Raw genomic sequence first — 13,590 nt, forward strand, 5'->3', positions numbered from 1 at the left:
GGCGATGTAAGGTGGGAATGATGGCGGCGCAAAGCCGGGGAGGGGATGATGGAGTGGGACAGCCTGTGGTTCAACGGTCATGCGGCCACCATGGCGCCGATGGGAGCGGTTCGGGACGCGGCGATCGCCGTGAAGGACGGACGGATCGCCTGGATCGGCGCCGCCAAGGACCGGCCCGCCGGGCGGGCCGCCGAGGAGCATGACCTGGGCGGACGCTGGGTCACGCCGGGGCTGATCGACTGCCACACCCATCTGGTCTTCGGCGGCAACCGCGCCCGCGAGTTCGAGATGCGGCTGGAGGGCGCCACCTATGAGGAGATCGCCCGGGCCGGGGGCGGCATCGCCTCGACCGTCGCCGCGACCCGCGCCTCGGATGAGGACAGGCTGATCGCGAGCGCCGCCGTCCGCCTGCAACGGCTGCTGGCCGAGGGCGTGACGGTGGTGGAGGTGAAGTCCGGCTACGGCCTCGACCTCGCCACGGAGCGGCGGATGCTGCGCGCGGCGCGGGCTCTGGGCGAGCGCTTCCCCGTCACGGTGCGGACGACCGGGCTGGCCGCCCATGCCCTGCCGCCGGAGTTCGCGGGGCGGGCGGACGATTACATCGCGCTGGTCTGCGACGAGATCCTGCCCACCCTGGCGGCCGAGGGGCTGCTGGACGCGGTGGACGCCTTCTGCGAACGGATCGCCTTCTCGCCGGAGCAGACGGCCCGCGTGTTCGACACCGCGCGGCGGCTCGGCCTGCCGGTGAAGCTGCACGCCGACCAGCTCTCGGACGGCGGCGGGGCGGCGCTGGCCGCCCGCTACAGCGCGCTGTCCGCCGACCATGTGGAGCACACCGGCGAGGAGGGCGCGCTGGCGATGGCCGCGGCGGGGACGGTGGCGGTGCTGCTGCCCGGCGCCTTCTATCTGCTTCGCGAAACCAAGCTGCCGCCCATCGAGCTGTTCCGGCGCCATGGCGTGCCGATGGCGGTGTCCACCGACTGCAACCCCGGCACCTCGCCGGCCGTGTCGCTCCTGCTGATGCTGAACATGGCCTGCACCCTGTTCCGCCTGACCCCTCAGGAGGCGCTGGCCGGAGTCACCCGCAACGCCGCCCAGGCGCTGGGCATGGCCGCCACCCACGGCACGCTGGAGCCCGGCAAGGCCGCCGATCTGGCGGTGTGGGACGTCGGCGACCCGGCGGAGCTGTGCTACTGGCTGGGCGCCAACCCGTGCGCCGCGGTGGTGCGGGGCGGGCGGCTGGTGAAATCGCTCCAGGGGTAAGGTATCATCGGAGCAATGCGGACGGAGGTGACCCGGCGATGGGGGAGATCACGCTCAGGATCGAGGAGGATGTGCTCGACCGCCTGAAGATGCGGGCCAGCATCGCCGGTCGATCCGTCGAAGAGGAAATTGGCAGGATTGTCGAGGAAGCGACGGCGGCGCCACCTTCCGACCGCAGGGCTCTGGTCGAGGAGTTTCGACGAATCCGCGCGTTGACGCCACCCGGTGCATCCATCGATATCGCGGCCGTGATTCGCGAGGGGCGCGAACGATGACTCTGGTGGTGGATGCCAGTGTCGCGGTGCTGTGGGGTGTCGAGGACCCGATGGCGGAAACGGCGGAAGCCCTCCTTCTGTCATCACGGCCCTTGATCGCTCCGGACTTCATTCTGATCGAAGTTGCCAACGCCGTCTGGAAGATCGCGCGACGCGGCGGCATCCAGGCGGAGCAGGCCGAAGGCATCGTGGAGCGCATTCCCCGCGCGTTGACCGAACTGGTTCCGCCGACCGTCGTATGGTCACAGGCGCTTCGCATCGCCCGTCAATTGGATCACCCCGTGTATGACTGCGCTTATCTGGCGCTCGCCGAATTGCGAGGCGCACCGCTCGTCACGCTGGACAAGCGTCTGCACGCCCACACCCGCTCCACCCCATGGGAGGCGTTGACCGTCCTCCTGGGCGACGGCACGCTGCACGTCTGAAAACAACAAACGCATCAAGCAGAATTCGAGAGGGACGAGTCACATGTCCGACACCAAGCCGCCGGCCAACCGCCGCGTCATCCGGGCGCCGCACGGCACGGAACTGTCCGCCAGGTCCTGGCTGACCGAGGCGCCGCTGCGCATGCTGATGAACAACCTCGACCCCGACGTCGCGGAGAACCCGGACGAGCTGGTGGTCTATGGCGGCATCGGGCGGGCGGCGCGGAACTGGGACTGCTTCGACGCCATCGTGGCGTCGCTGAAGACCCTGAAGGAGGACGAGACGCTGCTGGTCCAGTCGGGCAAGCCGGTCGGCGTTTTCCGCACCCACGCCGACGCGCCGCGCGTGCTGATCGCCAACTCCAACCTCGTGCCGCACTGGGCGACCTGGGACCATTTCCGGGAACTGGATGCCAAGGGCCTGATGATGTACGGCCAGATGACCGCCGGGTCCTGGATCTACATCGGCAGCCAGGGCATCGTGCAAGGCACCTACGAAACCTTCGTCGAGGTCGGGCGGCGGCATTACGGCGGCGACCTGAAGGGGCGCTGGATCCTGACCGGCGGGCTGGGCGGCATGGGCGGCGCGCAGCCCCTGGCCGCGACCATGGCCGGGGCGTCCATGCTGGCCGTGGAATGTTCCGCCCGCAGCATCGAGCGGCGGCTGGAAACCAAATATCTCGACCGCTCGGCCACCAGCCTCGACGAGGCGATGGCGATCCTGTGGGAGGCCAAGGCCGCCGGCAAGGCGGTGTCGGTCGGTCTGCTTGGCAACGCGGCGGAGGTGTTCCCGGAACTGGTGCGCCGCGCCAAGGCCGACCCGCGCTTCCGCCCCGACGCGGTGACCGACCAGACCAGCGCCCACGACCCGCTGAACGGCTATCTGCCCGCCGGCTGGACGATGGAGGAGGCCGAGACGAAGCGCCGCAGCGACCCGGCGGCGGTGGTCGCGGCGGCCAAGGCTTCGATGGCGGCCCATGTTCGCGCCATGCTGGACTTCCACGCCATGGGCGTGCCGACGCTGGACTACGGCAACAACATCCGGCAGGTCGCCAAGGACGAGGGGGTGGCCGACGCCTTCGCCTTCCCCGGTTTCGTGCCCGCCTACATCCGTCCGCTGTTCTGCCGGGGCATCGGCCCCTTCCGCTGGGCCGCCCTGTCCGGCGATCCCGAGGACATCTACCGCACCGACGCCAAGGTGAAGGAGCTGATCCCCGACAACCCGCACCTGCACAACTGGCTGGACATGGCGCGCGAGCGCATCCGCTTCCAGGGCCTGCCGGCGCGCATCTGCTGGGTTGGGCTGGGCGACCGGGCGCGGCTTGGCCTCGCCTTCAACGAGATGGTGGCGAAGGGCGAGCTGAAGGCTCCCATCGTCATCGGGCGCGACCATCTGGACAGCGGCTCCGTCGCCAGCCCGAACCGCGAGACGGAGGGGATGATCGACGGCTCCGACGCGGTGTCCGACTGGCCGCTGCTGAACGCGCTGTTGAACTGCGCCTCGGGGGCGACCTGGGTGTCGCTGCACCATGGCGGCGGTGTCGGCATGGGGTTCAGCCAGCACTCCGGCATGGTCATCGTGGCCGACGGGACGGACGCCGCGGCCAAGCGGCTGGAGCGGGTGCTGACCAACGATCCCGGCACCGGCGTGATGCGCCACGCCGACGCCGGCTACGACATCGCGAAGGACTGCGCGAAGGAGCAGGGGCTCACGCTTCCGATGATCGGCTGATGGGCTTGGCGGGGGCGGCGCGCGGCGGCAGGGTCGCCAGCGCCACCCCCGGCAGCACCAGCAGGACGCCGAGCAGGTGGAACATCTGCAACTGTTCGTCCAGCAGCGCCCAGGCGGCAACCGCCGCCCACAGCGGCATGACGTAGAGCGAGGTGCCGGCCCGCGCCGGTCCCATCAGATTGATCGTCTTCTGGTAGGTCAGGAAGGCGAGGACGGAGGCGAACAGCGCCACCCCGGCGATGCGGACGGCGGCGTCCAGGCTCAGCGGCACGGGGCGCAGGGCCAGCGACTCCCACGCGTAGAAGGGGGCGAGCACGACGACACCGGCCAGAGCGTTCGCCGCGAACACCGTCACCACCGGCAGCGAGCCGCGGGTCTGGCGCAGCAGCACCGTGTAGACCGCCCAGGCCGCCGACCCCACGAGGATCAGCAGGTCGCCGGCGTTGAAGGACAGATGCAGCAGCGCCTGCGCGTCGCCCCGGGTCAGGATGACCAGCACGCCGGCCATGGCGACGGCGATTCCCGCGGCCTGTCGCGGCGTCACCTTTTCACGCAGCCACAGGGCGGCGATCATCAGGATGATGACCGGGCTGGTGGCGTAGATCAGCGCGGCGTTGGTCGCGCTGGTCCGCTCCAGCCCCATGTAAACGACGGCGCCGCACACACCCTGGGCCAGCGCGCCCAGCAGAAGGAAGCGCTTCCACGAGGCGCGCAGGGTGTGGCGGTGCTGGATCAGGCCGGGCAGCGCCAACGGCAGGATCATCAGGAAGGCCAGAACCCAGCGCCAGAAGGCCAGCCCGACCGGCGGCACGATGGCGGCCGCGGCCCGCCCGATCACCACGTTGGAGGCGAAGAAGGCCGAGGAGAGCAGATACAGGCTGTAGGCGGTGAAGGCAGCATTGCGCTGGGTGGCGTTGCGCGGCTGGCGGTCCATGGGGCGTCCGGGAAAAGTCGGTGGGCGTCTTACGGAGCCTGCGGCCCCAGCAGCATCACCAGCTTGTAGTCGGATCGTCCGGCGGGGCACAACGTCACTTGTTCGTAGACCAGCGTCCCGTCCTGGGGATGGGTGAAGCCGCGGGTGCCGCCTTCCCGCTCCAGAACGCCCTGATCCTCCCACAGCCGGGCGAAACGGGGGGAGTCGGCGCGCAGGCCGTCAACCAGGGCGGTCACCTCCGCATCCCCGGCGCGGCGGGCGGTGTCGGCGCGGAACTCGGCGAGCAGCCGGCGGGCGCGGTCCTCCCAATCCGCGATGAAGCCCCGCGCGCTCGGGTCGAGGAAGACGTAGCGCAGCAGGTTCTGCTCGGTCCCGCCCAGCCAGCCGGAAAAGAGATGCGCCGCCGCGGCGTTCCAGCCGACGGCGGTCCAGACGCGGTCGAGCAGGTAGGCCGGCGCCGTCACCGCCTCCAGTGCCGCCAGCAGCGGGGCCGGGGGCTGGTGCGGGCCGTTCGTCGCGTCGGCGTCGGGATCGCGCTTTCGCGACAGCTCGAACAGATAGGCGCGCTCCGCCGCGGTCAGCCGCAGCGCCCCGGCGATGCGCCCCAGCGCCTGCGGAGAGACGGAGACCTCGCGCCCCTGTTCCAGCCAGGTGTACCAGGTCGGGCTGAGGCCGCAGAGCTGGGCGGCCTCCTCGCGCCGCAGGCCGGGCGTGCGGCGGCGGGCGGAGCCGGCCTGCGGGATGCCGGCCTCGGCCGGGGTCAGCCGCTCGCGGTGGGCGCGCAGGAAGGCGCCCAGCCGGTGCCGCGCGTCGTCGTCGGAACTCATGGTGGCAGCGCTTATACCAGGATAAGCGCTTGCCTTGTACCGGTTTGCCAAACGCCCGATGCTGGGTCCCACGACGAATTCGCCCCAACAAACACGAACGGGAATCGCCACCATGACCAACAGCCACCACGGCGTCGTCGCCGCCCAATACGGCCAGCGCGCCGACGCCTATGTGACCAGCGCCGTCCACGCCTCCGGCGCCGACCTGGACCAGATCGAGGACGCGCTGCGCGGGAAGAAGGCCGCCCGCGTGCTGGATCTCGGCTGCGGCGGCGGCCATGTCGCCTACCGCGCCGCGCCGCACGCCGCCGAGGTGGTGGCGGTGGACGTCACCGCCCCGATGCTGGAGGCGGTGGCCCGCAACGCGGCGGAGCGCGGCCTGACCAACATCACCACCACCCAGGCCCCCGCCGAGCGTCTGCCCTTCCCGGACGGCCATTTCGACGTGGTGCTGAGCCGCTTCAGCGCCCATCACTGGCTGAACGCCGAGGCCGGCCTGCGCGAGGCGCGGCGGGTGCTGGCTCCGGGCGGTTGGGCGGTCTTTGTGGACATCGTGTCGCCGGGCCATCCGCTGCTGGACACCCATCTCCAGGCCGTGGAGCTGCTGCGCGACACCTCGCACGTCCGCAACTACAGCGCCGCGGAATGGATGGCCGCCCTGTCCCGCGCCGGCTTCGCGGTGACCGGCCTGACGCCGCGCCGCCTGCGCATGGAGTTCGCCGTCTGGACCGCCCGCACCTCCACTCCCGACCTGCGCGCCCAGGCCATCCGCGCCCTGCAGGACCTCGCCTCCGACGAGGTGCGCCGGCACTTCGACATCCTGGAGGACGGCAGCTTTCTCCTGGACAGCCTGACCATCGAAGCGGAGGCTTGCTGACCACAAGAAAAGGATGGAGAGGCCGGCGATGGACGACGTTCGTGTGCGTAGGGCCGGGCTCGCCGACGCGGGCGCGGTCACCGGTCTCGTGGCGGCTCTGCTCTCCGAACTTTCCGCCGGGCAGAACGACACGCCGCGCGCCGTCATGCTGGCCGTCGCCGAATCCCTGCTGGACGGCGCCGGCGACTCCTACACGGTTTTCCTGGCGGAGGATGCGGCGGGCCGCCCGCTCGGCGTCGCGACGCTGTCGGAGGGCGTCTGCATCTCCACCCTGGGCCGGTTCGGGACGATCCGGGAATTGTACGTCACGCCGGAGTCGCGCTCCGCCGGGGTGGGGCGGGTGCTGATCCGGGCCGTTCTGGACCACGGCCGCGCCCATCGCTGGACGCGGGTCGAGGTGGGAGCGCCATCCGCCGCGGACTGGCCGGATTCCCTGCGGTTCTACCAGCGCGAGGGCTTCACGGAGATCGGGCCGCGCCTGAAGTTCCGCTTGGCCTGACAACGGCCGTGGTGCTTGCGTGATGCGGCTTGGTTGCGTGTTGACAGACGATTCGGCCACGCGCCAAATGAACCCGCATCACCGGCCGCCGAAAAGAACGGGCGGCCATTCGACCGAACACGGGAGGTTGTTAGGAATGAAGCGCATCCTGCTGGGTGCCGGGCTCGGCGTTGCCGCCACCTTGGCGCTTGCTGCGCCGGCCCAGGCCGCCAAGACCCTCGTCTATTGCTCCGAGGGCAGCCCCGAAAACTTCAACCCGATGGTCAACACGACCGGAACGAGCTTCGACGTCTCGCTGCCCGTGTACAACAACCTCGTGCAGTTCGAGCGCGGCGGCACCAAGGTTGTCCCCGGCCTTGCCGAGAAGTGGGACGTGTCGGAGGACGGGCTGACCTACACGTTCCACCTGCGCAAGGGCGCGAAGTGGCACAGCAACAACGACTTCAAGCCGACCCGCGACGCCAACGCGGACGACGTGCTGTGGTCGTTCAATCGTCAGTGGAAGAAGGATCACCCCTTCCACAAGGTGTCCGGCGGCGCCTATGACTACTTCAACGACATGGCGATGCCCGACCTGCTGAAGTCGATCGAGAAGGTCGACGACTACACGGTCAAGTTCACGCTGAACAAGGTCGAGGCGCCCTTCATCGCCAACCTGGCGATGCCCTTCGCGGCCATCCAGTCCGCCGAATACGCCGACGCCCTTCAGAAGAAGAACCAGATCGACAAGATCGATCAGGCGCCGATCGGCACCGGTCCGTTCCAGTTCGTCGCCTACCAGAAGGACGCGGTCATCCGCTACAAGGCGTTCGAACAGTATTGGGGCGGCAAGGCTCCGCTCGACAACCTCGTCTTCGCCATCACGCCCGACGCCGCCGTCCGCTACGCCAAGCTGAAGGCCGGCGAGTGCCACATCGTGCCGTACCCGAATCCGGCTGATCTGGAGGCGATGAAGAAGGACGCCGCCATCAATCTGATGGAGCAGGAAGGCCTGAACGTCGGCTACTTGGCCTTCAACGTCACCAAGAAGCCCTTCGACGACGTGCGCGTCCGCCGCGCGCTGAACATGGCCATCGACAAGAAGGCCGTGGTCGACGCGGTGTACCAGGGCGCCGGCGTCCCGGCGAAGAACCCGATCCCGCCGACCATGTGGTCGTACAACAAGGAGATCGAGGACTACCCGTACGATCCGGAGCGCGCGAAGAAGCTGCTGGCCGAGGCCGGCTTCCCGGACGGCTTCGAGACCGACCTGTGGGCCATGCCGGTGCAGCGCCCCTACAACCCCAACGCCAAGCGCATGGCCGAGATGATGCAGGCGGACCTCGCCAAGGTCGGCATCAAGGCCAAGGTCGTGCAGTACGAGTGGGGTGAGTACCGCAAGCGCCTCCAGGCCGGCGAGCACCAGATGGGCATGCTGGGCTGGACCGGCGACAACGGCGATCCGGACAACTTCCTGCACGTCCTGCTCGGCTGCGAGGCCGCGCGTCCGGGCGGGTCGAACATCGCCAAGTGGTGCTACAAGGAGTTCGACGACCTCGTCGTGCAGGCCAAGCGCACCACCGACATCGCCGCCCGCACCAAGCTGTACGAGCAGGCGCAGGTCATCTTCAAGGAAGAGGCCCCGTGGCTGACCGTCGCTCACTCGGTCGTGCACATGGCGGTGAGCAAGAATGTGGTCGATTACAAGATGGACCCGTTCGGCATCCATCGTTTCTACGGCGTCGATTTGAAACAATAAACTCAGTGTAGCAAGCGGCTTTACAAAGCGGGGGCCGGGGCATTAAACCCCCGGCTTCCCTTTGCGGACGCAGAGGTAAAAAGGGGGCCGCGGCCCCCTTGCTTTCGTTTCGAGCCCCCGGTGACGATCCGATGCTACGCTTCATCCTGACGCGGGTGAGCCTGGTGATTCCGACCTTTCTCGGCGTCACCTTCCTGACCTTCCTTCTGATCCGCCTTGTCCCCGGCGACCCCATCGAGGTGCGCGTGGGCGAGCGCGGGATCCCCCCCGAACGGCTTCTCGAACTGCGGCACGAGCTGGGGCTGGACCGGCCCTTGTGGCACCAGTTCCTCGACTACATCGGCGGGGTCCTCCAGGGCGACCTCGGCGTGTCGCTGGTGACGCGCAATTCGGTGTTCAGCGAATTCGTGACGCTGTTCCCGGCGACGCTGGAACTGGCGGCGCTGGCCATGCTGTTCGCCACGGTGGTCGGCCTGCCCGCGGGAATCATCGCGGCGGTCCGGCGCGGCTCGGTCTTCGACCATGGCGTGATGGGCATCAGCCTGACCGGCTATTCCATGCCGATCTTCTGGTGGGGCCTGCTGCTGATCCTGTTCTTCTCGGTGGGGCTGGGCTGGACGCCGGTGTCCGGGCGGCTCGACCTGCTCTATTACGTGGAGCCGGTGACCGGCTTCATGCTGATCGACACGCTGATGGCCGGCGAGTACGGCGCCTTCTGGTCGGCGCTGCACCACCTCATCCTGCCGATGATCGTTCTCGGCACCGTTCCGCTGGCCGTCGTGGCGCGCATGACGCGCTCCGCCATGCTGGAGGTGCTGGGCGAGGACTACATCCGCACCGCGAAGGCCAAGGGGCTGGCGGGCAAGCGGGTGATCGGCATGCACGCCCTGCGCAACGCGCTGATCCCCGTGGTCACCGTGATCGGCCTCCAGGTGGGCACGCTGCTGGGCGGCGCGATCCTGACCGAAACCATCTTCTCCTGGCCCGGCGTGGGCAAGTGGCTGATCGAGAGCATCAACCGCCGCGACTATCCGGCGCTCCAGGGCGGGGTGCTGCTGATCGCGACGACGGTGATGACCGTGAATCTGCTGGTGGACGTTCTCTACGGCGTCCTGAACCCCCGCATCCGCCATTCGCGGTGAGGTGAGCCATGACGACTCCTACGACGACGGGCGTTCCGGAGACCCTTCCGGCCGCTTCTCCGCCGGTTTCCCAGCCGCCGCACCCGCTGGTCGAGTTCTGGTACCATTTCCGGAAGAACAAGGGGGCGATGGCCGGCCTCGCCGTGATCCTGCTGATCGCCGTGGTGGCGCTGTTCGCCGAGCTGGTGGCGCCGCACGATCCCAACATCCAGTACCGTGACGCCATCCTGGTGCCGCCGGTCTGGCAGGAAGGCGGGCGCTGGGCCTTCCTTCTCGGCACCGACGACATCGGGCGCGACATGCTGTCGCGCCTGATCTTCGGGGCGCGGCTGTCGATGATGATCGGCCTGATCGTCGTCACGCTGTCGCTGGTGGTCGGGCTTGCGCTGGGCATGATCGCCGGCTTCTTCGGCGGCGTCACCGACGCGCTGGTCATGCGCTTCATGGACATCCTGCTGTCGCTGCCCAGCCTGCTGCTGGCCGTGGTGGTGGCGGCGATCCTCGGGCCGGGGCTGGTCAACGCCATGCTGGCCGTGTCCATCGTGGTCATCCCGCACTACGCCCGCCTGACCCGCGCCGCCGTGATGGCGGAGGCGAGCAAGGACTACGTCGTCGCCTCCCGCGTGGCGGGGGCCGGGCCGCTGCGGCTGATGCTGGTGGTGATCCTGCCGAACTGCGTGGCGCCGCTGATCGTCCAGGCGACGCTCGGCTTCTCCACGGCGATCCTGGACGCGGCGGCGCTGGGCTTCCTCGGCCTCGGCGCGCAGCCGCCGACGCCGGAGTGGGGCACCATGCTGGCCTCGTCCCTCCAGTTCCTCCAGCGCGCCCCCTGGGTCGTCACCTGGCCCGGCGTGGCCATCCTGGTGACGGTGCTGGCCTTCAACCTGCTGGGCGACGGGCTGCGCGACGCGCTCGACCCCAAGCTGAAACGCTGATGCCTGCCATGCCTCTTCTCGACATCAAGAACCTGTCCGTCGAGTTCACCACGCGCGCCGGCACCTTCCGCGCCGTGGACGGGATCGACCTCACCGTGGACGAGGGCGAGGTGGTGGGCATCGTCGGCGAGTCCGGGTCCGGCAAGTCCGTGACCTCGCTCGCCGTGATGGGCCTGCTCGGCTCCAACGGCACGGTGGTCGCCGACCGCATGCAGTTCGGCGGCAAGGACCTGCTGGCGATGAGCCCGTCGCAGCGCCGGAAGATCACCGGCAAGGACGTGGCCATGGTCTTCCAGGAGCCCATGACCAGCCTGAACCCCTGCTTCACTGTCGGCTTCCAGATCATGGAGACGCTGAAGGTGCATGAGGGGCTGTCCGGCAAGGCGTTGCGCAACCGCGCCATCGAATTGCTGGAGCAGGTCGGCATCCCGGCCCCGGAAAGCCGCCTGTCGGCCTTCCCGCACCAGCTCTCCGGCGGCATGAACCAGCGCGTGATGATCGCCATCGCCATCGCCTGCAACCCGCGCCTGCTGGTCGCGGACGAGCCGACGACGGCGCTGGACGTGACCATCCAGAAGCAGATCCTCGACCTGCTGGTCCGCCTCCAGAAGGAGTGGGGCATGGCCCTGATCCTGATCACCCACGACATGGGCGTGGTGGCGGAGACGGCGCAGCGGGTGGTCGTCATGTACGCCGGGCAGGTCGCCGAGACGCGCCCGGTGGACGCCCTGTTCAAGGCGCCGCGCCACCCCTACACCGGCGCGCTGCTCGACGCGCTGCCGGAGCGGGCGTTGGGCAAGCGCCGGCTGCCGACGATCCCCGGCGTGGTGCCGGGCATCGGCGACCGGCCGCAGGGCTGCCTGTTCAACCCGCGCTGCCGCTTCGCCACCGACCGCTGCCGGATCGAGCGTCCGGCCCTGTTCGACGTGGACGCCGGCAAGGCGCGCTGCTTCTATCCGCTCGCCGATGCTCCGGTCGGCGCCGGGGAGGTCCTGTGATGTCCGACATCCTCACCGACGTCATGCCGGCCACCGGCCCGGTGGTCCTGGAAGCCATCCATCTGCGCAAGCACTACGCGGTCAAGCGCGGCGCCTTCAAGCCGGCGGCCACCGTCAAGGCGCTCGACGGCGTGTCCTTCCAGCTCGAAGCCGGCAAGACGCTGGCGGTGGTCGGCGAGTCCGGCTGCGGCAAGTCGACGCTGGCGCGCTCCGTCACGATGATCGAGCCGCCGTCCTCGGGCCAGCTCCTCTATGACGGGCGCGACGTGGTCGGGCGCACCGCGTCGGAGATGAAGGAGCTGCGGCGCACCGTCCAGATGGTGTTCCAGAACCCCTACGGATCGCTGAACCCGCGCAAGACCGTGGGCTCGATCCTATCGGAGCCGCTGGTCATCAACACCCCGATGGGCAAGCAGGAGCGGCGGGAGCGGGCCGTCGCCATGATGGCGAAGGTCGGGCTGCGCCCCGATCAGGTGGACCGCTACCCGCACATGTTCTCCGGCGGCCAGCGTCAGCGCATCGCCATCGCGCGCGCGCTGATGCTGAACCCGCGGGTGGTCGTGGCGGACGAGCCGGTGTCGGCGCTGGACGTGTCGATCCAGGCGCAGGTGCTGAACCTGATGATGGATCTGCAGGAGGAGCTGAACCTCGCCTACCTATTCATCTCCCACGACCTCAGCGTGGTCCGGCACATCGCCGACGCGGTCATGGTGATGTATCTGGGCCGGCCGGTGGAGCACGGGCCGAAGGACGTGGTCTACTCCCGCCCGCGCCACCCCTACACCCGCATCCTGATGGCCGCCACGCCGCGAGTGAACCCGGCGCTGCGGGCGGAGCGGGTGATCCCGAAGGGCGAGCTGCCCTCGCCGCTGAATCCGCCGCCGGGTTGCCCCTTCCACAAGCGCTGTCCCCACGCCACGGAGCGCTGCGCGGCCGAGGTGCCGGCGCTGCGCCCGGTGGACGAACGGCTGGTCGCCTGCCACTTCGCGGAGGAGATGGCCTGAGGGCAAGAGGCCGCGGCGTCGTCCGTCAGGCGCCGCGGCCGGTCTTGTCCTGAAGGGCGTCGATGCGTTTCGAGGCTTCGGCCTTCGTCAGATCGCCGTCGAAGGACTCGCCGGCCTCCTCGCTGAGCGTCTTCAGGTAGGAGGCTTGCGCCCCGGTCATCGGCTCGTCGCCCGTGGTCCAGTCGTCGGGGTCCTTCTCGCGGTTCGAGTGGTCCGCTCCTCCGGTCGGCGCGGTCTTCGGGTTGCTCCCCGAATTCGGCGCGTCGTCGCGATGGGACTGCGGACGAGGGTCGTGATCGTCGTTGCGTTTCGTGTTCATGAATTGTTCCTTTTCGCTGGAAACGTCTGTCGAACAGCGGCCGCCGGGGATTGGTTCCCGCGGGCCTGTGCCGCCGGCCTGCGCCGGTGATTGAAGCGTCGTTGAAGCCGCAATCGGAAGACGGTACCCTTCCGCGGCCTGGGGTTTTCCCGGCCGGTCATCTGAGGACCAGCGCAAGGGGACGGAACGAAATGCCGCTGATGGTGTGGAATGACAAGCTGAGCGTCGGGATCACGCAGTTCGACGAGGAGCACAAGCAGCTGGTCGCCCTGGTCAACGAGCTGTTTGACGCCGTCCAGGCGGGGCGCAGCAAGGAGGCGCTGGGCGGCATCCTCGACAGCCTCGTCGCCTACACCAAGTCGCACTTCACCCACGAGGAGGAGCATTTCGCCCGCCTCGGCTATCCGGACCGCGACGCCCACAAGGCGGAGCACGACGCGCTGGCCAGTCAGGTGCTGGAGGTGCAGCGCAAGTATCACGCCGGAGCCACCGCCACGCTGAGCATGGAGGTGATGAACTTCCTGAAGAACTGGCTCATCAAGCACATCCAGGGTACCGACAAGAAGTACGGTCCCTTCCTGAAGGAAAAGGGCGTGGGGTAAAGGGCCATTTCCCGAAGGGC

Annotated in this window: 15 protein-coding genes; 12 read left to right on the forward strand and 3 right to left on the reverse strand. The window is 69.0% G+C overall.

Annotated elements, in window-relative coordinates; genetic code table 11:
• The first annotated feature begins 48 nt into the window (after window positions 1–48).
• The 4 genes from hutI to hutU are packed head-to-tail and all read left to right on the forward strand — an operon-like array spanning window position 49 to window position 3,695.
• Window positions 49–1,263: an imidazolonepropionase gene (hutI, locus tag ABVN73_RS16410; protein WP_353860816.1), complete on the forward strand. Its 1,215-nt coding sequence runs from the start codon at window positions 49–51 to the stop codon at window positions 1,261–1,263.
• Between the two features lie 38 nt (window positions 1,264–1,301).
• Window positions 1,302–1,538, forward strand: coding sequence for an Arc family DNA-binding protein (locus tag ABVN73_RS16415; RefSeq protein WP_353860687.1), 237 nt, complete (start codon window positions 1,302–1,304; stop codon window positions 1,536–1,538).
• Window positions 1,535–1,963, forward strand: coding sequence for a type II toxin-antitoxin system VapC family toxin (locus tag ABVN73_RS16420; RefSeq protein WP_353860688.1), 429 nt, complete (start codon window positions 1,535–1,537; stop codon window positions 1,961–1,963). The genes ABVN73_RS16415 and ABVN73_RS16420 overlap by 4 nt, the downstream gene beginning before the upstream one ends.
• Window positions 1,964–2,006: 43 nt before the next feature.
• Window positions 2,007–3,695: a urocanate hydratase gene (gene hutU / locus ABVN73_RS16425; protein WP_353860689.1), complete on the forward strand. Its 1,689-nt coding sequence runs from the start codon at window positions 2,007–2,009 to the stop codon at window positions 3,693–3,695.
• On the opposite strand, the gene ABVN73_RS16430 is transcribed toward hutU, so the two are convergent.
• Window positions 3,673–4,629, reverse strand: coding sequence for a DMT family transporter (locus ABVN73_RS16430; RefSeq protein ID WP_353860690.1), 957 nt, complete (start codon window positions 4,627–4,629; stop codon window positions 3,673–3,675). The two genes, hutU and ABVN73_RS16430, sit on opposite strands and share 23 nt — an antisense overlap.
• 29 nt (window positions 4,630–4,658) lie before the next feature.
• The gene (locus ABVN73_RS16435) at window positions 4,659–5,456 is read right to left on the reverse strand and encodes a helix-turn-helix transcriptional regulator (protein ID WP_353860691.1); all 798 of its coding nucleotides are present in this window, start codon (window positions 5,454–5,456) and stop codon (window positions 4,659–4,661) included.
• Between the two features lie 112 nt (window positions 5,457–5,568).
• Between ABVN73_RS16435 and ABVN73_RS16440 the strand changes: the two genes are divergently transcribed.
• The 7 genes from ABVN73_RS16440 (at window position 5,569) to ABVN73_RS16470 (ending at window position 12,649) form a co-directional block, all read left to right on the forward strand.
• Window positions 5,569–6,333, forward strand: coding sequence for a class I SAM-dependent methyltransferase (locus ABVN73_RS16440; RefSeq protein WP_353860692.1), 765 nt, complete (start codon window positions 5,569–5,571; stop codon window positions 6,331–6,333).
• A gap of 28 nt (window positions 6,334–6,361) precedes the next feature.
• Complete coding sequence (locus ABVN73_RS16445; protein ID WP_353860693.1) at window positions 6,362–6,832, forward strand: GNAT family N-acetyltransferase; 471 nt, start codon at window positions 6,362–6,364, stop codon at window positions 6,830–6,832.
• A gap of 136 nt (window positions 6,833–6,968) precedes the next feature.
• Window positions 6,969–8,570: an ABC transporter substrate-binding protein gene (locus tag ABVN73_RS16450; RefSeq protein WP_353860694.1), complete on the forward strand. Its 1,602-nt coding sequence runs from the start codon at window positions 6,969–6,971 to the stop codon at window positions 8,568–8,570.
• Between the two features lie 131 nt (window positions 8,571–8,701).
• Window positions 8,702–9,712, forward strand: a complete 1,011-nt coding sequence (locus ABVN73_RS16455; protein WP_353860695.1) for an ABC transporter permease subunit — start codon at window positions 8,702–8,704, stop codon at window positions 9,710–9,712.
• An 8-nt stretch (window positions 9,713–9,720) separates the two neighbouring features.
• Window positions 9,721–10,647 carry an ABC transporter permease subunit gene (locus ABVN73_RS16460; RefSeq protein WP_353860696.1) on the forward strand — a complete coding sequence of 309 codons (927 nt, stop codon included), beginning with the start codon at window positions 9,721–9,723 and terminating at the stop codon, window positions 10,645–10,647.
• Window positions 10,648–10,655: 8 nt separating this feature from the next.
• A complete protein-coding gene (locus ABVN73_RS16465; protein ID WP_353860817.1) occupies window positions 10,656–11,645 on the forward strand; it encodes an ABC transporter ATP-binding protein in 990 nt (329 codons plus the stop codon).
• Complete coding sequence (locus ABVN73_RS16470) at window positions 11,645–12,649, forward strand: peptide ABC transporter ATP-binding protein (RefSeq protein ID WP_109069364.1); 1,005 nt, start codon at window positions 11,645–11,647, stop codon at window positions 12,647–12,649. The genes ABVN73_RS16465 and ABVN73_RS16470 overlap by 1 nt, the downstream gene beginning before the upstream one ends.
• A gap of 25 nt (window positions 12,650–12,674) precedes the next feature.
• Here the strand turns inward: ABVN73_RS16470 and ABVN73_RS16475 are convergent, their stop codons facing one another.
• On the reverse strand, window positions 12,675–12,968 hold the full coding sequence (locus ABVN73_RS16475; protein ID WP_353860697.1) for a DUF3072 domain-containing protein: 294 nt from the start codon (window positions 12,966–12,968) through the stop codon (window positions 12,675–12,677).
• Window positions 12,969–13,168: 200 nt separating this feature from the next.
• Here ABVN73_RS16475 and ABVN73_RS16480 point away from each other — a divergent pair, with 200 nt between their 5' ends.
• Window positions 13,169–13,570 (forward strand): bacteriohemerythrin, encoded by a 402-nt coding sequence (locus ABVN73_RS16480; RefSeq protein WP_353860698.1) that lies wholly within the window; start codon window positions 13,169–13,171, stop codon window positions 13,568–13,570.
• Window positions 13,571–13,590: the final 20 nt, after the last annotated feature.

Origin of the sequence: Azospirillum formosense (genome assembly GCF_040500525.1) — a bacterium.
GTDB lineage: Bacteria > Pseudomonadota > Alphaproteobacteria > Azospirillales > Azospirillaceae > Azospirillum > Azospirillum formosense_A.